The 17,710-nt window shown below is 67.3% G+C and carries 17 protein-coding genes; 15 read left to right on the top strand and 2 right to left on the bottom strand.

The features are described from left to right. Positions 1-129 precede the first annotated feature (129 nt). A complete protein-coding gene (locus tag AU197_RS07735; RefSeq protein ID WP_064401951.1) occupies positions 130-861 on the top strand; it encodes a ZIP family metal transporter in 732 nt (243 codons plus the stop codon). A gap of 7 nt (positions 862-868) precedes the next feature. Here the strand turns inward: AU197_RS07735 and AU197_RS07730 are convergent, their stop codons facing one another. After that, positions 869-1,471, bottom strand: coding sequence for a TetR family transcriptional regulator (locus tag AU197_RS07730; protein WP_064401950.1), 603 nt, complete (start codon positions 1,469-1,471; stop codon positions 869-871). 231 nt (positions 1,472-1,702) lie between these two features. On the opposite strand from AU197_RS07730, the gene AU197_RS07725 reads away from it, so the two are divergent. The 8 genes from AU197_RS07725 to AU197_RS07690 all read left to right on the top strand — a co-directional run bounded on the left by AU197_RS07725 (position 1,703) and on the right by AU197_RS07690 (position 7,980). Beyond that, positions 1,703-2,446, top strand: a complete 744-nt coding sequence (locus AU197_RS07725; RefSeq protein ID WP_064402013.1) for a hypothetical protein — start codon at positions 1,703-1,705, stop codon at positions 2,444-2,446. Beyond that, positions 2,443-3,192 (top strand): hypothetical protein, encoded by a 750-nt coding sequence (locus AU197_RS07720; RefSeq protein ID WP_064401949.1) that lies wholly within the window; start codon positions 2,443-2,445, stop codon positions 3,190-3,192. Before AU197_RS07725 ends, AU197_RS07720 begins: the two co-directional genes overlap by 4 nt. A gap of 112 nt (positions 3,193-3,304) precedes the next feature. Further along, positions 3,305-3,823: a cytochrome c oxidase subunit 3 gene (locus AU197_RS07715; RefSeq protein WP_197415486.1), complete on the top strand. Its 519-nt coding sequence runs from the start codon at positions 3,305-3,307 to the stop codon at positions 3,821-3,823. Between the two features lie 50 nt (positions 3,824-3,873). Further along, on the top strand, positions 3,874-4,125 hold the full coding sequence (locus AU197_RS07710; protein ID WP_064402011.1) for a cytochrome C oxidase subunit IV family protein: 252 nt from the start codon (positions 3,874-3,876) through the stop codon (positions 4,123-4,125). Positions 4,126-4,152: 27 nt separating this feature from the next. Then, positions 4,153-4,992 carry a class I SAM-dependent methyltransferase gene (locus tag AU197_RS07705; RefSeq protein ID WP_502687864.1) on the top strand — a complete coding sequence of 280 codons (840 nt, stop codon included), beginning with the start codon at positions 4,153-4,155 and terminating at the stop codon, positions 4,990-4,992. 185 nt (positions 4,993-5,177) lie between these two features. Continuing rightward, a complete protein-coding gene (locus tag AU197_RS07700) occupies positions 5,178-5,642 on the top strand; it encodes a hypothetical protein (protein WP_064401948.1) in 465 nt (154 codons plus the stop codon). Between the two features lie 53 nt (positions 5,643-5,695). Beyond that, a complete protein-coding gene (locus AU197_RS07695) occupies positions 5,696-7,165 on the top strand; it encodes an amidase (RefSeq protein ID WP_064401947.1) in 1,470 nt (489 codons plus the stop codon). Between the two features lie 41 nt (positions 7,166-7,206). Next, positions 7,207-7,980, top strand: a complete 774-nt coding sequence (locus AU197_RS07690) for an enoyl-CoA hydratase/isomerase family protein (protein ID WP_064401946.1) — start codon at positions 7,207-7,209, stop codon at positions 7,978-7,980. 3 nt (positions 7,981-7,983) lie between these two features. Here AU197_RS07690 and AU197_RS07685 read toward each other — a convergent pair whose 3' ends face one another. Continuing rightward, on the bottom strand, positions 7,984-8,799 hold the full coding sequence (locus tag AU197_RS07685) for a formate/nitrite transporter family protein (protein WP_064401945.1): 816 nt from the start codon (positions 8,797-8,799) through the stop codon (positions 7,984-7,986). 198 nt (positions 8,800-8,997) lie between these two features. On the opposite strand from AU197_RS07685, the gene AU197_RS07680 reads away from it, so the two are divergent. From AU197_RS07680 to AU197_RS07655, 6 genes are all read left to right on the top strand, one after another. Continuing rightward, positions 8,998-9,414, top strand: coding sequence for a hypothetical protein (locus AU197_RS07680; protein ID WP_064401944.1), 417 nt, complete (start codon positions 8,998-9,000; stop codon positions 9,412-9,414). 129 nt (positions 9,415-9,543) lie between these two features. Continuing rightward, entirely contained in the window at positions 9,544-10,638 is a 1,095-nt protein-coding gene (locus AU197_RS07675; protein WP_064401943.1) for an acyl-CoA dehydrogenase family protein, read from the top strand. Between the two features lies 1 nt (position 10,639). Continuing rightward, complete coding sequence (locus tag AU197_RS07670; protein ID WP_064401942.1) at positions 10,640-11,842, top strand: acyl-CoA dehydrogenase family protein; 1,203 nt, start codon at positions 10,640-10,642, stop codon at positions 11,840-11,842. Positions 11,843-11,845: 3 nt separating this feature from the next. Continuing rightward, positions 11,846-14,188, top strand: coding sequence for a CaiB/BaiF CoA-transferase family protein (locus tag AU197_RS07665; protein WP_064401941.1), 2,343 nt, complete (start codon positions 11,846-11,848; stop codon positions 14,186-14,188). Positions 14,189-14,253: 65 nt separating this feature from the next. Further along, on the top strand, positions 14,254-15,186 hold the full coding sequence (locus AU197_RS07660; protein ID WP_064401940.1) for a LysR family transcriptional regulator: 933 nt from the start codon (positions 14,254-14,256) through the stop codon (positions 15,184-15,186). Next, on the top strand, positions 15,179-17,710 hold the full coding sequence (locus tag AU197_RS07655) for a DEAD/DEAH box helicase (RefSeq protein ID WP_064401939.1): 2,532 nt from the start codon (positions 15,179-15,181) through the stop codon (positions 17,708-17,710). Before AU197_RS07660 ends, AU197_RS07655 begins: the two co-directional genes overlap by 8 nt.

The raw sequence follows: 17,710 nt of genomic DNA, 5'->3' as shown, positions 1-17,710 counted from the left end.
GCCCAGCTCCGGTGGCGACGTCACGTGCCTCCCCTCGACGCTGAGCTCAGATACCCATCGCGTGCCCGCGGCAATCGCCGCGCGGGTGCGTCCGGTTTGAAAATCGGCGGGCAGGGGCATCAAGCCGCCGTGCTGACGGCAGTATGGTTCGGCCTGGCCGCATCCAGCGCCCTCGTCATCGGCTCGATGGTGGGTGCGAAATGGAGTCCACCGAAACGGGTGACGGGCGTGCTGCTCGCCTTCGCGAGCGGGGCGCTGATCTCCGCGCTGGCGTTCGAGCTTTTCGAAGACGCGTACCACATGGGCGGTGCGGTGCGCTCGGGTCTCGGCCTGCTCGCCGGCGCCGCCACGTTCGTCGCCGTCGACACCGCGTTGGACAAGTACATCAGCGGTAAATCCGGGCCCGACAGCCGCGAGGTCGCCACTTCCGGAGCCCGCGGCGGGGTCGGTTTCGCATTGTTGGCCGCGGTGACGTTGGACGGCGTGCCTGAGAACCTTGCCCTCGGTGTCTCCCTGGTGGGTGGTGTCTCGCTGTCACTGCTGGTGGCGATCTTCTTCTCGAATCTGCCGGAGTCCCTCGTCGGCGCGGTCGCGATGCGCGAGTCAGGGACCAGCGCCCGCGCCGTCGTGCTGACATGGCTGCTGTGTGCGGTGTTGCTGGCCGCCGCCGTGGTGCTGGGTCGTTCGGTCGCTTCCGGATTGGACGACACCCTGCTGGCGGTCGCGTTGTCCTTCGCCGGCGGCGCGGTTCTGGCATCACTCGCCGACACGCTCATGCCGGAGGCTTTCGAACACGGCCGGCCGCTCAACGCGTTCGCGACCGCGGGGGGATTCTTCCTCTCGTTCGTGCTTGCCGGGTGAGCGCCCGTCACTGCGCGCGTAATCCGTACATGTACGTGGTGAGGTATCCGTCGATGACGGGACGGCGGATCTTGGGAGCCTCGGGCATCGTGATGAGCAACGCGTAGAGGCCGACGAGGAACGAGATCCCATTCAGCATCACGTCGACGTCACGGGGAATCTCCCCTCTGTCCTGTGCGCGGCGCAGCTCTTCGACGACGGCGACGATGACCGGATGTACGGTCCATTCTTCGGACGGGGCTCGGGTCGTCGAGAAATGTAGGGCGAGAAAGTCTTTGAACAAGCGTGCGCCGAGTCTGCGTTCGAGCGCCTCGAGCACGGTGACCGCCTTCGCCAGCGTCGTGCGCACATCGTGAGGCCGTCGGTAGGACCGCGTCAGCTCCGCGGCCATGCGCTCCTGTTCACGCAGCTCCAGCTCGAGAAGGACGTGTTCCTTGGTCGGGAAGTGGAAGAAGAAGGTGCCGTGCGCGACGCCGGCCGCCGAAACGATGGCACCGATGTCGGCCGCCGCGATTCCGCCGCGCTTGAACTCGGCGATGGCCGCGCCGAGCAGGCGTTCACGCGTCTGAAGGCCTTTCTTGCCGCGCTCGATTCTCTCGGGTTTGAGCACTGCTGTCCGTTCCGTGTTCGTGGGGCTCCGCTTGATGAGACTCTACGCACGACACAGGAGAAACTGACTCAAATCAGATTTCGGGGTTCCCTTCCAAGCCGGGAACCGATACGGTCCTGCAGGAACACCGACTGAAAGCGAACGCTTTTGGGTCGTAGGCCGGGTGCGCCGGGGCGCTTGCTGCGGCAGCCGAGCCGCATGGGAATTGACTCGAGTCAAATGGAGGGTGCGGTGCAGATCCTGGAACAGGTGCAGGACCTGCCGAAGGCGGGCAACATCCGGGCTCAATGGGTCAGCCTGTGGACCGGGCCGGTGGTCGGGGTGGTGTTGTTGGCCGCGCTACTGGCGTTCCCCGGTTTCTGGCCGCCACTGTCACCGCTGCTGTCCGCCGACCAGGTCGCGGCGTTCTACGCCGACAACACCGCGTGGATCCGATTCAGCCAGGTCACGTTCAACCTGTGCGGAATCATGATCCTGCCGTTCTTCATGGTGATCGTCGTGCAGATGAAGCGGATGAAGACGCAGAGCCACGTCTTCGCCTATTGCTATCTCACCGCGATCGTCAGCGGCGCAACGATTTTCGCCCTGTCGAACATCTTCTTCCTGGTCGCGGCGTTCCGCCCCGGCCGTAACCCCGACGTCGTGCTGGTGCTCAACGACCTGGCGTGGATCGTGTTCATCGCCCCGGTCGGCATGGTCGTCACACAGTTCGTGCTGCTGGCCGTGGCGGTCTACTTCGACGACGGGCCCGACCCGGTCTTCCCGCGCTGGGTCGGTCATTACTCGTTGGCCACCGGCCTGGCGATGGTGCCCGCGGCCGGTGCGGCCGTGTTCCACACCGGCCCGCTGGCATGGGACGGGCTGCTGTCCTTCTGGGTGCGCAACGGGGCGTTCGCGTTGTTCGTCGTCGTGATGTTCTTCGTGCTGCGCCGGGCGGTGCTCAAACAGGCGCACGACGAGGGTGTCACGCAGTGAGCACGCTGCTCACGCGCCGGTTCACCCGGCAATCCGACGGGCCACCGGGCGGGAAACGCGATGTGCGGCTGGTCTGTTGGTTCTTTCCGGCCTGGTATGCGGTTTTCGGCGTCATCATCTGCGTACTGGCCAGGGTGACGCCGCCGCCGCGTCCCGACGTCACCGCCGCCGACAAGGTCGCGTTCTTCGCCGAGAACGGGCTGACGATTCGGGTCGGCTTCTGCGTGTTGCTGATCCTGCTCGGCGGGGCGGCCGTCACCAACGGGCTGGTGGCGTATTTCATCCTGCGCATGTCGGTCGGCTCCGTGTTCGCCTACGGCTACATCGGCGGCATGGGGGTCGGGGCGCTGCCGGGGTTCCTTCTGGTCGCGGTCTGCTTTCTGACCGCCACCTTCCGGGTCGACCGCGACCCCGAGCTCGTCAGCATGCTCTACGACCTGGGGATGCTGTCCTACAACGGCTCGCTGGGGTGTTTCTCGGCGGCCTATCTGGTGTTCGCGCTCGCGATCCTCTACGACAAGCACGACATCTTCCCGAAATGGTTTGCCTACGTGACTATCTGGCAGATCGTCACCGAGGTCATCGCGACCCAGATGTTCGTGGCCTACTCGGGTCCGTTCGCCTGGAACGGTTCGCTCGCGTTCTGGTGGTCGGTGGTGGTGTTCAGCCTCTGGCTGGGCGCGCTGATCGTCCTGCTCAAACGGGCCACCAACCGCGAACCGATCGATGCCCCGGCTCTGGATTGAGGATTGCGCTGTGACACAGTCTGATTCACGGGAACTGCCGTCACCGGCCGGGCCCGCGCCGGCCTCCACCGCGGCGGCCCCGTCGGCCGGCCATCTGCCCGGCGACATCCACATGTGGGTGATGGTGCTGGGTGACCTGGTCATCTTCGCCGGATACTTCGTCATCTTCATGGTCTACCGAGCCATGAACCCGGCCGAGTTCCTCGCCGCCCAGCAGCACCTCGACATCAACATCGGGGTGCTCAACACCGTGATCCTGTTGACCAGTTCGTGGTTCATCGCCCGCAGCGTGCTGGCGGCCCGAGGCGGCTCGCACGTCCAAGCGATCAGGTTCGTCTACGCGGGCGGCTTCTGCGGACTGCTGTTCATCGGGTTCAAGGGCTACGAATGGGCCAGCAAGATCTCGGCGGGCCACACGAACTCCGAGATGTTCTACTCCTTCTACTACGTGCTGACCGGGGTGCACCTGGTGCACGTGCTGATCGGTCTGATCGTGCTCGGGGTCATCGTTCGCGAACTGGGCAACCCCGGCAGGCGCAGGACATCGATGGTCGAGTCGGGTGCCGTGTACTGGCACATGGTCGACCTGCTCTGGGTGATCATCTTCGGACTGCTCTACGTGATGAGGTGACAGTGACCAGCACATCGGAGACCCGACGCCACAGCACCGCGACCAAGACCATGGCGTGGACCTGGGTGGTGCTCACCGCGATCACCGTCGGCGCATGGTGGCTGGCGCCGGCCCACTTCACCGACACCGTGCACGCGAGCACCTCGATCACTGCGCTGGTTCTGGCACTGACCTTCGTCAAGGCGCGGTTGATCATTCGCAACTTCATGGAGGTGAACACCGGACCGCGCTGGCTCAAGCGGTCCACCGACGCCTGGCTGGGCCTGCTACTGGTGACGGTGTTCGTGATCTACCTGGTCTGACGTCGGGCGCGCACAGGTAGGTTCGATGTGGTGGATGACGCAGACGACCGGAAAGCCGACGACATCGCCCTCACCGGGGTCTCCGAGACCGCGCTGCTGACGCTGAACGGAAGGGCCCATCAGGCCCGTCATCCGAACGCGATCATCGACGATCCGATGGCGATCCGCCTCGTCGACGCGATCGACTTCGACTTCGACAAGTTCGGCCGCAAGGGCCAGGAGATGGGCTTGCGCTCGTTGGCGTTCGACCGAGCGGCGAGCCGATATCTGGCCGAGCATCCGCGCGCCACCGTGGTCGCGCTGGCCGAGGGCCTGCAGACCAGCTTCTGGCGGCTCAACACCTTGCTGCCTCATGCCGAATTCCGCTGGCTGACGGTCGATTTGCCGCCAGTCATCGAGCTGCGCGAAAAGCTGCTGCCCGCATCGCCGCGGATCACCACGCTGGCCCAGTCGGCACTGGACTACTCGTGGATGGAGAAGGTCGACGACAGCAACGGCGTCTTCATCACCGCGGAGGGGTTGCTGATGTACCTGCAGCCCGAGGAGGCCATGGGGCTGATCGCCGCGTGCGCGGCGCGCTTCCCGGGCGGGCAGATGGTCTTCGACCTCCCCCCGGTCCTGGTCAAGAAGCTCGCGCCGAAGGGCATGCGGTCGTCGCGCCGCTACCGTGTTCCGCCGATGCCCTTCAGCCTGTCGGCCGCGCAGTTGGCCGCACTCCCGGACACCATCCCCGGGATCCGCGCCGTACACGACCTCCCCATGCCCTCGGGGCGGGGCTGGTTCTTCGAGAAGGCCTTTCCCGCCTTCTGGCGGTTCAAGCCCACGCGCAACTTCCGCGGCGCGTACACCTTGCTCGAGTTCGGCTGACCGAGATCCCCCGGGCGACCCGCTCTTGACCTGGAAAAACCAGCTCTGAGCTGCGGTTCAGGCCATCTCCACTGTGATTGGATCGTTACCGAGGTTTGTCACTTTCATCACTCGGGTAACTTTGATAACAGACCGGTCACACGGCCGGCCCCCACACCGAAGAAAGAGACGAATGGGAATTCGCCATGAACACCGTCCTGTACTTCAGCACCAACGGCCCCGTTTATGAAACCCGCGCCTATACCACCGCGGATATCGACCAACTCGTAGAGGATCAGGGCCTGCAGTGCCTGACCAGCGCCGACCGGCAGTTCGACTTCTGGTTCAGCCCGTCGACGCAGCGCTGCCAGCGGCGCCCCAACCGAAAAGCCACCGAGCTGCTGCTGGCGACCAGCACCTTCACCCCGAAGACCGTTCCCCTGCTGCGCGGAGGCGTCGTCGTCGCCACCCATGACGAGGACGGCGAGCTCGACGGGCTCAGCTGGCAACAACTGGACCTCCTGGTCAGCCGCAGGCGCGCGCTGACCAAACGCGACGAGCGAGCGCTGCACAGGCGGTTGGTGCGCGATGAACGCAAGCAGCAGCCGATGGTCCCCAGCCTGGCACCTGTCGCCGTCGGCTGCGCCAGGCCGCGCTCGGCCGTGCACTGACCCGTCGGCCGAGGGGCGCCCACCGCTCGGGCGGCGCCACGTACGGTCGAACGGTGAACTTTGAGGAATACCGCGGTCACGACGCCACCGGACTGGCAGAGCTCGTCGCCGACGGCGAGGTGACGCCCGCAGAGTTGCTGGACCTGGCGAGAAACCGTGCCGCCGCGGTCAACCCGCGGATCAACGCGATCGTCCGTGACGTCCCGGCTTCGCCGGCGGATGCGGCCGCAGGCCCGTTCTCGGGCGTTCCGTTCCTGATCAAGGACCTCGCCCAGGACTACGCGGGGTTGCCGACGTCGCGGGGATCGCGCGCCCTGATGTCGAAACCGGTGGCCGAGCACTCGGAGATCGTCCGGCGGTGGCAGGACGCCGGCTTGGTCATCTTCGGTAAGACCAACACCCCCGAGTTCGGGGCGAAGGGGATCACCGAACCGGACGCGTGGGGCCCGGCCCGCAATCCGTGGGACCTGACCCGGACGCCGGGCGGCTCGTCGGGTGGGTCGGCCGCCGCGGTCGCGGCCGGGATCGTGCCGTGCGCCGGGGCGAACGACGGCGGCGGTTCGATCCGGATACCCGCGGCATGCTGTGGCCTCGTCGGGCTCAAACCGGGCCGCGGGCTGACCCCGTCGGGACCCGCGACCGGTGAGTCCATGCACGGTGCGGCCGTGCAGGGCGTGGTGTCACGAACCGTCCGGGACACAGCGGCGATGCTCGACGTCATTCGCGGCGGCGAACCATGGGGTCCGTATGTGCCCGGCATTCCGTCCTCGACATTCGCGTCCTGTGTGGGAGCCGAACCGGGCGCCCTGCGTATCGGTGTGCGGGTGCCCTCGGCGATCAATCCGTCACCGCATCCCGAAGCCGCGGCTGCCGTCGAGGCGACCGTACGAACGCTGACCGAACTCGGCCACCACGTCGACGAACTTCAAAGTGCCCCCTTCGATGACGCGGCCCTGGCGCGCGACTTCCTGCTCACGTGGTTCGTCTACACCGCGTTGGAACTCGATGAAGCCAAACGCATCTCGGGCGCCGGAGACGACGCGTTCGAACGCGACACGCTCATCCTTGCCGCGCTGGGCCGGGCCACGAGCGGTGTCGACTATGTGGACGCCGTGCAGCGGCGCCACGAGCACACGCGCAGACTCACCGCGTTCTTCGAGTCGTACGACCTGCTGTTGACGCCCGCGCTGGCGACCCCGCCGCCGACCATCGGCGAGTTCGACCTGCCGGTCGTGCTGCAGCGCGCCGCGGACGTGCTGATCAAGACGCGCACGGCGAAAGTGTTGCGCTACACCAAAATCGTCGATGACATGGTGGACAAGAACCTCGGTTGGGTGCCCTACACTCAGCTCGCCAATCTGACGGGGCGTCCGGCGATTTCGCTGCCGCTGCACTGGACCGCGGACGGGCTGCCGCTGGGGGTGCAGTTCGTCGCACCGCTGGCCGGTGAGTCGCTGCTAATCCGGCTGGCCGCCCAGCTGGAGCAGGCGATGCCCTGGTCCGATCGCGTGGCCCCGGTCTAGCGGCCGATGTCGGCGCGATCTCACCTGGCTAGGGTGCAGCCATGAGCCTCGTCACCTACGAGTTGGACGATCACATCGCCACCATCACCCTCAACCGGCCCGAAGCGCGCAACGCGATCAACGGCGAGGTGCGGCGCGGCCTGAACGCGGCTTGGGAGCGGTTCCGCGACGACGAGGACGCGTGGGTCGGGATCCTCACCGCCAACGGCGATGTCTTCTGCGCCGGCGGTGACCTCAAGGACGGCGAGGGCTCGGTCGGCACCTTCGGGGGCACATTCTGGGAGAAGCCGACGATCAACTCGTTCGAGAGCGGCATGGAGCTGTTCAAGCCGACTATCGCGGCGGTCAACGGTCCGTGCATCGGCTACGGCCTGACCGGTGTCCTCTTCTGCGACTTCGTGATCGCCTCCACCGCAGCCACTTTCGCATTCCCGGAGGTCTCCATCGGCGTGCCCACGATCGTCGGCGCGATCCGGCTGCCCGAACGGGTCCGCTGGGCCGACGCCATGGAGTTGCTGTTGACCGGTAAACCGATCGACGCCGAGCGCGCCAAGGAGATGGGGTTGGTGTGGCGGCTGGTCGAACCCGCCGATCTGCAGACCGAGGCGCGGTCCTGGGCGCGCACGCTCACCGAGGCGGCCCCGCTGGCGCAACGCGCCACCAAGGAGGTGGCCTGGCGCACGGCCAACATGGGCTGGATCGAATCGGTCCGGTTCGGCGAGACGATGCGCAAGGTCGCCGCCGCGACCGAGGATGTGCACGAAGGCATCACCGCGTGGCAGGAGAAGCGCGCACCGCGATGGCGCGGCCGCTGAGGTTCACGACTCCTCCGCGTCCTGCCGCTCGTCTTTCAAACGGTCCTTACTGCGCAGCAGCCGAAGCAGGGTCACGAGCAGCAGACCGCCCACCACGTTGCCGACGACCGTATAGCCGAACCACCTCGCCCAATCGCCGTAACCGAACGGCGCACCCGCGATGAGCGCACCGAAGATCAACAGCGAGTCCAGAATCGAGTGAAACATCTGCAGGCCGGCAAGCAGGAAGCCGCCTGCGATCGCGGCGGCGATCTTGCCGAACGTCGACTCCGTGCCATGCTGCATGCGCGTCATCAAGGTGATGACCATGCCGCCGAGCAGCGACAAGGTCACCGTCTCGGCCGACAGCGGTGCGGTGGCGAAGTGGCCGGCGGACTCGATCGTCTGCTCATGCAGCTTGGGATAGGCCGTCATGATCAGCCACATGATCGCCCACCCGCCAACAAGATTGGCGATCAGCGTTCCGCTCCACAACTTCAGCAGCTGGCCGATGCCGGCGCGTTTGGCCACCACCGTCGTGACCGGCACCAGAAAGCCCTCGGTGAACAGTTCGCTGCGACCGAGCAGCAGCGCGAGGAACCCGATCGAGAACGCGATTCCGGCGAGCAGCTGGTTGTGCGTGGCGGCCAGCACCGACAGGTACGCGAGGACGCCGACAGCCACCTCGGTCCCGCCGAAGAATCCAGTCACCAGGACCTCACGCCAGCTCCGGTGCAGGCGCTGCGTGCCTTCGTCGACCATCCTCTGGAAGGCCTCTTCCAGCTCGTCCTCGATGGGGCTGTCGGTATCACCCAGTTGACGCTTACGCGTATCGCTCATGTGCGGGCCCTTCCGAATCGACGGCGGTCACGGATACCCGCCCTTCGCCGCGCCGAAGCACCCCGGCCCGAGCTCACGGCGTTGTGGGACGGCGACAACCGGTGGCGTCGAGGTTGTCGGGCACCGGCAAGCCCAAAGCGGCGATCGGGTTCACCATGGGTGAAAGAGGCAAAACCCCGATCGTGAGAGGAGAGCGCGGTGTACCGCCCGGGTGGCAACGACCAACCCCAGACGGCTGATCGGCCGGGTGACGACCAGGACTGGGTCACCTTCAGCCTTCGCCCGCCCCGGTGGCCCACGCTGGTGCGCCTGAGGGGCCGCGACCCCCTGGTCCGCTCCGTGGATCGGATCGAGGCCCTGATCATGACCTTGGTCGTCGTCATGTCGCTGGTCGCCGTGCCGATCGCCGGCGCCGTCGGCACCGCACTGTTCGATTCCAGGCACGCGGCGGTGGAAGCCGTCACCGCCGGTGCGCTCGTCCTGCTCGCCGTTCTCGGAACCGCGGCGGCTGTCGTCCTGATCACCCGCACGGTGTGTGACCGCGCCCGCTCCGCCAGATGGCAACGCGGCCTCGACACCCTGATCGACGGTCGCGGCCAGGCTCGTATGCAGTAGCCCCCAGGCAAGCGCGGCGGCCAGGCGGCGGCATGTCCCAAACGGAAACCCGCCGGTGTCGCGATTCGTGATTTACACCCGGTCGCCGGGGCCCAACCATGGACCCAGCTAGCCAGGGAGGCGGTTGGGATGACGATCAGTGTGGCCGAGCGCGCCCAACTGCGCTCGGCGGTCCGCGACTTACTGGACGACAGGTGCACCGAAGACGACGTGCGCCGGGTGATGACCTCCGACGACGGCTTCGACCGCGAACTGTGGAGCCGGCTCGCCGAACAGGGTGTGCTCGGCATGCTCGTCGATGACGAGCTCGGCGGTCTCGGATTCGGGACACTCGAGCTCGAGGCCGTCGCCGAGGAGACCGGCGCGGCGCTTCTGCCCGCGCCGTTCATCTCCAGCGCGGTGTTGACGGTCGCGCTCGTTCAGGCCGCAGGCTCCGCCGAGGACAAACGCCGACTCCTGCCGGGACTGGCCGGTGGGACGGCCATCGGCACCGTCGCGATCACCGGACAGTCCGGCTCCTGGACGGCCGAGGGCGTCGACGTCGCGGCCGGCGAAGATGGCGCCCTCACCGGTGCCGCGCACTACGTCACCTGGGGTCAGGTGGCCGACGTCGTGCTCGTGGTCGCGCGCACCAGCGACGGTGTCGGCGTCTTCGAGGTGGCGCCGGACGCCGAGGGTTTCACCCGCACCGCGGCAACGGTTTTCGACCCGACCGTGCGGTTGTCGACGTTCACCTTCGCGGGTACACCCGCGCGGCGACTCGGCACCGCCGGATGGGACGCCGTACAGCAAGCCCTGGACCACGCCGTGATCGCGTCGGCCGGTGAGCAGGTGGGCGGCTCGCGCCGGCTCTTCGATCTGACCGTCGACTACCTCAAGACCCGTGTCCAGTTCGGTCGTCAGATCGGCAGCTTCCAGGCGCTCAAGCACATGGCCGCCGACCTTCTGATCGAGGTCGAGAATGCGACGTCGGCCGCCCAGCACGCCGCCGCCGAGACGGCCGCGCGAAGTGAAACCGCCACCCGGGCCGTCGCATTGGCCGGTTTCGCCTGCGCCGAGGCCTACGAGACCATCGCCATGAATGCGATTCAGATGCACGGCGGCATCGGCTTCACCTGGGAGCACCCCGCCCACTTGTTCCTGCGCAGAGCGCGCACCGGTCTGCAGTTGTTCGGCGGCCCGCGCCTGCATCGCGAGCGCTACCTCGTCTCGAAAGGCGCCTGACATGACTTCTCCGCTTCCGGGTCCGCTGCCCACCGCCGACGAGCTCCGCGCCGAGGTACGGGAGTGGTTGCGCGACAATTGGACTCCACTGCCCAAGTCCGACGACCCGTGGGCGTCGTCTCCTGAGCGGATCGCCTGGCTGGAGAAGGTGCTCGACGCCGGTTACGCGGTGCCCACCTACCCCACCGAGTGGTTCGGCCGCGGGTATCCAAGTGACCTCGCGGCCGTCATCGGCCAGGAGTTCTCGGCGATCAAGGCGCCGGGATCGCGGCAGGACAAGTACAACATCCCGGCCAACACCGCGCTCAAGCTCGGCACCGAGAAGCTCAAACACGATCTGCTGCGCGACTTTCTGGTCGAGCGGTCCCGCACCTGCCTGCTCTACAGCGAGCCCGGCGCGGGTTCCGACCTGGCCAGCGTGCGCACCACCGCGGTCCGCGACGGTGACCAGTGGGTGGTCAACGGCCAGAAGGTGTGGACGTCGGGCGCGCTCACCGCCGATTATGCGTTGCTGCTGGCACGCACCGACTGGGATGTGCCCAAGCACAAGGGCCTCAGCCTGTTCATCATGCCGATGAAGCAGCCGGGCATCGAGGTGCGTCCGCTGGTGCAGATCACCGGCGAATCGCACTTCAACGAGGTGTTCATCAACGACGCGACCGTCTCCGACGACTACCTGCTGGGCGGTGAGGGCCACGGTTGGCGCGCGCTTCAGACCGCGCTGGCTTACGAACGCTCTATCATGGGCGACAGCGGCCGTGGCTCACGTAACCGCAAGGCGGACAGTCTGATAGAACTCGCCCGCGAGCACGGCGTCCTCGACGACCCGGCGGTGCGCTACCCCCTGGCGAAGGTGCTGGCCCTGCGGGAGCTCAACCGGCTCAACAACGCGCGCGCGAAAGCCGCCACGACACAGGGCACGTCGAGCTCGATCATGTCGCTGGGCAAGCTCGCGATGTCGAAGATCCTGCACACCGAGGCGGCGATGAAGACACAGATCATCGGCGCGCAGGCGTTGTTGGCCGGCCCGGAGAATCCGGTGGCCGACGACGTCAACTTCCTGACGCTCAACGCGTTCTTCACCTCGATCGGCGGCGGGACCGACCAGATTCAGCGCAACATCATCGGCGAGCGCGTGCTCGGACTCCCCAAGGAGCCCGAGGCCGATCGCGACATCCCCTTCCGCCAGGCCCGCAGGAGCTGACCTGTGTCCCACGCCGCCGCATACGATCCGCCGCTGTCCGGGACGCGGATCCTCGATCTGAGCTCGGGTCCGATGAGCGCCGTCGCCCGCCTGCTCGCCGACCTCGGTGCGCGCGTGACGGTGTTGCACCTGCTCGGTGTCACCGACGACGACGTGGTGGGTCCGCACGTCGCCGGGGTAGGTGTGCAGACCGCCATCGACCGGCACGGTATGGAGACAGTGGAGCTGGATCCTTCGACTGCGGCCGGTCGCGACGAGTTCACGAAAATGCTTGCCGCAACCGACATTCTGATCGAGAACACCCGGCCGGGGTCACTCGCCGAGGCGACACTGGCGGTGCGCGAGATCCGCAGGCAGCACCCGGCGCTGGTGGTCCTGTCGCTCAGCGACTTCGGTCGCGACAACGACTACCGCACCTGGCAGGGCACCGGCCCGGTGTTCCACGCCTTGACCAGCGAGCTGTCGCGGTCCGGCATCCCGGGCCGCGAGCCCTTGATACCGCCGGCCGAACTGCCCTACCACGTGGCCGCCGCGCAGGCCGCGGTGATGACCGTCGCCGTCTTCTTGGATCGCCTGCGCACCGGCGAGGGAGACCTCATCGACTTCTCGATCCTCGACGGGGCGATGCAGACGCTCGACCCGCCGTTCGGATCGGCGGGCAGCGCGTCGGCGGGCGTCGCGGTGAAGCTACAGCAACGCGACTGGGACGCCGAACGCCAGCGCTATCCGATCATCCCCTGCAAGGACGGCCACGTCCGCATCTGCATTCTGGCCAAACGGCAGTGGCGCGGAATGTTCACGTGGATGGGCAGTCCCGAGGAGTTCGCCGACCCGTCATACGACAAGCTCGGAAAGCGTTTCCGCTCACCGCATCTGCTCGCCGCCATCGCCCGCTTCTGCGCCGACAAGACCCGCGCCGAGTTGGAGTCCCAGGGCCAGGCCCACGGCGTTCCGACGGCGGCGGTGCTGACCTTGTCGGAGGCGTTGACCGCCGAACACTTCAGTGCGCGCGGCTTTTTCCGCAACGTCGAGCTGGCGCCCGGTGTGGTCGCCCCGGTCCCGGTGGGCGTCAGCGAGATCGACGGGCACCGCGCCAGCGCACTGGACACGGACCCCGAGCGGCCCGCACGGCTGGCCGCCGCTCCGCTGCTGGCCGGCCGGCAGCGCCAAAGGGAGGGCCGGCCGCTGGAAGGGATCCGCGTCCTCGACCTCGGGGTCATCGTGGTCGGCGCCGACACCGGCCGGCTCTTCGGCGATCTGGGCGCCGACGTCGTCAAGATCGAGCACTCCGCCCACCCAGACGGCCTGCGCGTCGGCAAGCTCACCACGATGACCCAGCCGTTCGCCGCGGGACACCGCAACAAGCGCTCGATCGGACTCGATCTGCGCACGGGGGAAGGCCGCGAGCTCGCGCACCGCCTGGTGCGGGTTTCCGATGTGGTGCTGACGAATTTCAAACCCGGCGTCGCCGAAGCACTGGGCATGGACTACGCGACGTTGCGCCGGATCAATCCGGGCATCGTCGTGGTCGACAGTTCGGCCTTCGGTCCCAGCGGTCCATGGGCTAAGCGACTCGGATACGGGCCGCTGGTCCGCGCGGCCGTCGGGTTCACCAGTCAGTGGGTGTACCCGGGCGAGCCCGAGACGTTCTGCGACACCGTCACCGTGTACCCCGACCACGTCGCGGCCCGGATCGGCGTCCTGTCTGCGATCGCACTGCTCCTGCGCCGGGAACGCACCGGCGAGGGCGGGTCGGCGAGCATCGCGCAGGCCGAGGTGATGCTGAGTCATGTCGCTGCGGACATCGCCGCCGATGCCCTCGAACGTGCGGGGCATTCCCGCTCCGGCACGGGACGCCGGGCGCCGTGGGGACTGTTCCCGGCCGCGGGTGAGCACAACTGGATCGCGATCACGGTGCGTGACGACGCCGAACTGCAGGCGCTGCGCTGGGTCATCGGTCTGCCCGGCGACGGTGAGGTCGACCCCGACGCCGTGCGGGCCTGGACCGCGCGGCATTCACGGACCGAGGCGATGGAGAAGCTTCAGGCCGCGGGCGTGCCCGCGGGCGCCGTCATGCACGCCGACGAACTCCCGTCATGGGGGTATTACGAGCAGCGGCGATCGTTCCGTGATGAGCTCCACCCGCACGCAGATGTCCCGTTCACGGTGGAAAACGTGCAGATCCACTGCGATCACGTCGCCGATCCCCCGCTACTGCAGGCCCCTCTGATCGGCGAGCAGACCGCCGAGATCGCCACCGAGCTTCTCGGTCTGAGCCCCACGGAGATCGAGGCGCTACATCGGCGAAAAGTACTCGAGACCACCACCGGCGACGTGCACGTCTGACCGGGGTGCACCGGTGATCTCGTAGCATTCGGGTTGCACGGCCACCCGTTCGAGACACCGCAGGAATCGACATCGACTTCACCAGGCTCAGGTATTTCGTCGCCGTCGCCGACGAACTGCACTTCAAGCGGGCCGCCGACAAGCTGATGATCACGCCGCCCCCGCTGAGCAAGCAGATCAAACTTCTCGAGAAGGAACTCGGCGGGCCGTTGTTCGAACGCGGTTACCACGACGTGCGGCTGAGCCCGCTCGGCGAACAATTGATCGGCCCCGCCCGGGAAATCCTGCGACAGATCGAAGAGTTCAAAGCCACCGCGAAGCGCAGCGTGCAGGGGTCGGCGCCGCTTCGGCTGAGCGCCACCGCCTATGCGCCGTCCGACCTTCTCGCTCAACTGGAGACGGTGCTGGCCGACCTATCCGGCCCGACGGAGTTTCGCGTTCCGGGGTCGGGCACCGAGGTCGCCGCCACGCTGATCGCCGGACAGGCCGAACTCGGCCTGATCCACCTGCCCGCCGGGGACAAACGCCTGCGGCACAAGGTGGTCGCCAGCTATCAGGGCGCGGTCGCGGTGCGCTTCGACGACCCCCTGGCCGCCAGGGACCTCGTGACGATCGACGAACTTCGCGACCGGGAGGTCGTCATCGACTTCGCCCGGCCCAATCCGGTGGTGCTGGCCGGGTTGACACGACAACTCAACAGCCGCGGTGTGCACCGCATCGTCCGCGCGACCAACCAGCGCGGCGGCGAACTCGAGATGGCCACCGCCGTGTTCAACCGGCATCTCGTCGCGCTGGTGAGTTACGCACCCGAATCGTTCATCGGCAAGATGTTCTCCCCACCGGAGTTCAAGTTGGTCCCGATCGACGAAACCAACTGGCCCCCGGCGCGAATCGCGCTCGCCTGGGTGCCCGAACGCCTACGGAGCCGGCTCGCCGAGGTCGAGTCGGCCGCCGAGCAGATCGCCGACCGGCTGGGGCCGGTGCATCGGGGTGCCTGAGACTTCACTCACCGACGTCGCACGAGGGCTCGGCACCGACCCCGACGAGCTGTTCACGACCTTCGCCGCCTGGGCCGAGGAGAACGGCACCGTGCTGTATCCGGCGCAGGAAGAAGCGCTGATCGAGTTGGTCAGCGGAGCCAACGTCATCCTGGCGACCCCGACCGGTTCAGGGAAATCGCTGGTTGCCACCGGCGCGCTGTTCGCGGCACTGGCTCGATCTCGTGCAGGGCGTGGCCGCAGCTTCTATACCGCGCCGATCAAGGCGCTGGTCAGTGAGAAGTTCTTCGCGCTGTGCGAAGTGTTCGGCGCGGCCAACGTCGGCATGCTGACCGGCGATGCGGCCGTCAACGCCGAGGCTCCGATCATCACCTGCACCGCCGAGGTGCTGGCCAATATCGCGCTGCGTGAAGGGGCCGACGCGGACATCGCGTTGGTGGTGATGGATGAGTTTCATTTCTACGGCGACCCGGACCGCGGATGGGCGTGGCAGGTTCCGCTGCTGGAGCTGCCGAAGGCGCAGTTCCTGTTGATGTCGGCGACGCTGGGTGACGTCTCGTTCCTGCGCGACGACCTCACCCGCCGCACCGGCCGCCCGACGGCGCTGGTGGCCAACGCCGAACGTCCTGTGCCGCTGTTCTTTTCATACGCGACCACCCCGATGCACGAGACGATCGGCGATCTGCTCGAGACCGGGCAGGCCCCGATCTACGTCGTACACTTCACCCAGGCCTCGGCGCTGGAGCGCGCGCAGGCGCTGATGAGCGTCAACGTCAGCACCAAAGACGAGAAGACCGAGATCCGGGAGATGATCGGCGCGTTTCAATTCTCCACGGCCTTCGGCGCGACGCTGTCACGGCTGGTGCGGCACGGCATCGGCGTTCATCACGCCGGGATGCTGCCGAAGTATCGGCGCCTGGTCGAACAGTTGGCGCAGGCCGGTCTGCTCAAGGTGATCTGCGGCACCGACACGCTGGGTGTCGGCATCAATGTGCCGATCCGCACGGTGGTGTTCTCGGCACTGTCGAAGTACGACGGTGTGCGCACCCGCTTGCTCAACGCGCGCGAGTTCCACCAGATTGCCGGCCGAGCCGGGCGGGCCGGTTACGACACCGCGGGCACCGTCGTCGTGCAGGCGCCCGACCACGAGGTGGAAAACCTCAAGCAGTTCGCCAAAGTCGCCGACGATCCCAGGAAGCGCCGAAAGCTGGTGCGCCGCAAGGCTCCCGAAGGAATGGTGCCCTGGGGTGAGTCGACGATGAACCGGTTGATCGAGGCCACACCCGAGCCACTGACCAGCAACATGCGGGTGTCGACGGCCATGATGCTCGACGTCGTCGACCGCGCCGGTGACCCATTCGAGGCGATGCGGCGGCTGCTGACCGACAACCACGAGCCACGCAAACGGCAGCTGCAGCATATCCGCGAAGCCGTCGGCATCGCGCGGTCGCTGCTTCAGGCCGGTGTGGTCGAGCGCCTCGACGAGCCGGGTCCCGACGGTCGCAGATATCGGCTGACCGTCGACCTGCCGCCGAACTTCGCGCTGTATCAACCGTTGTCGACCTTCGCGCTGGCCGCCGTCGATGTGCTCGATCCGGCGTCGGACACCTTCGCCTTTGACGTTGTTTCGGTGATCGAGGCGACGCTGGAGGATCCGCGTCAGATCCTGGCGGCGCAGCTGAACAAGGCCCGAGGCGAGGCCGTCGCCGCGATGAAGGCCGAGGGCATCGAGTACGACGAACGTATCGAGCTGCTCGACGACGTCACCTATCCCAAGCCGCTCGAGGACCTGCTCGAGCACGCCTTCGAGGTCTACCTGCAGAGCAACCCGTGGGCCGCCGACGCCCGGTTGTCCCCGAAGTCGGTGGTGCGCGAGATGTGGGAACGCGCCATGACGTTTCGCGAATACGTCAGCGAGTACGGCCTCACCCGCGCGGAGGGCGCGGTGCTGCGCTACCTGTCCGATGCGTACAAGGCGCTGCGGTCCGGGGTACCCGCCGCGGCCAGGACCGAGGAGCTCACCGATATCGTCGAGTGGCTCGGTGAGCTTGTCCGCCAGGTGGATTCGAGCCTGCTCGACGAATGGGAGCAGCTGACCGACCCCGACCAGCCGAATGACGCGCCGGCGGCGGTGCCGGCCCCGCCGCGCCCGCTGAGCGGCAACCAGCGTGCGTTCACCGCGATGGTGCGCAACGCGTTGTTCCGGCGGGTGCAGTTGTTCGCCCGGCAACGCTGGGACGAACTCGGCGCGCTGGACAACGGTTCGGGATGGACGGCGCGGCGCTGGGAGCAGGTCGGGCAGCACTACTTCGACGAGCACGACGACGTCGGCACCGGCGCCGACGCGCGCGGTCCGGCGCTGCTGATCATCGACCGTGCGCCCGGGGTGTGGCGGGTGCGGCAGATTTTCGACGATCCCGCGGGCGACCACGACTGGGGGTTCACCGTCGAAGTCGACCTTGCCGCCTCCGACGAGGCCAGCGCGGTCGTGTTGCGGGTCATCGACGCCGGTCGGTTCGATTAG

This window comes from Mycobacterium sp. IS-1590 (assembly GCF_001500025.1).
Taxonomy (GTDB): Bacteria; Actinomycetota; Actinomycetes; order Mycobacteriales; family Mycobacteriaceae; genus Mycobacterium.
This window is presented reverse-complemented; position numbering and strand designations above follow the sequence as displayed.

Excerpts from the sequence above, each read along its gene's own strand:
- AU197_RS07700 (WP_064401948.1), top strand. The coding sequence starts at position 5,178 with ATGAACACCGTCCTGTACTTCAGCACCAACGGCCCCGTTTATGAAACC.
- AU197_RS07710 (WP_064402011.1), top strand. The coding sequence starts at position 3,874 with ATGGCGTGGACCTGGGTGGTGCTCACCGCGATCACCGTCGGCGCATGG.
- AU197_RS07675 (WP_064401943.1), top strand. The coding sequence starts at position 9,544 with ATGACGATCAGTGTGGCCGAGCGCGCCCAACTGCGCTCGGCGGTCCGC.
- AU197_RS07670 (WP_064401942.1), top strand. The coding sequence starts at position 10,640 with ATGACTTCTCCGCTTCCGGGTCCGCTGCCCACCGCCGACGAGCTCCGC.
- AU197_RS07685 (WP_064401945.1), bottom strand. The coding sequence starts at position 8,799 with ATGAGCGATACGCGTAAGCGTCAACTGGGTGATACCGACAGCCCCATC.
- AU197_RS07690 (WP_064401946.1), top strand. The coding sequence starts at position 7,207 with ATGAGCCTCGTCACCTACGAGTTGGACGATCACATCGCCACCATCACC.
- AU197_RS07715 (WP_197415486.1), top strand. The coding sequence starts at position 3,305 with ATGTGGGTGATGGTGCTGGGTGACCTGGTCATCTTCGCCGGATACTTC.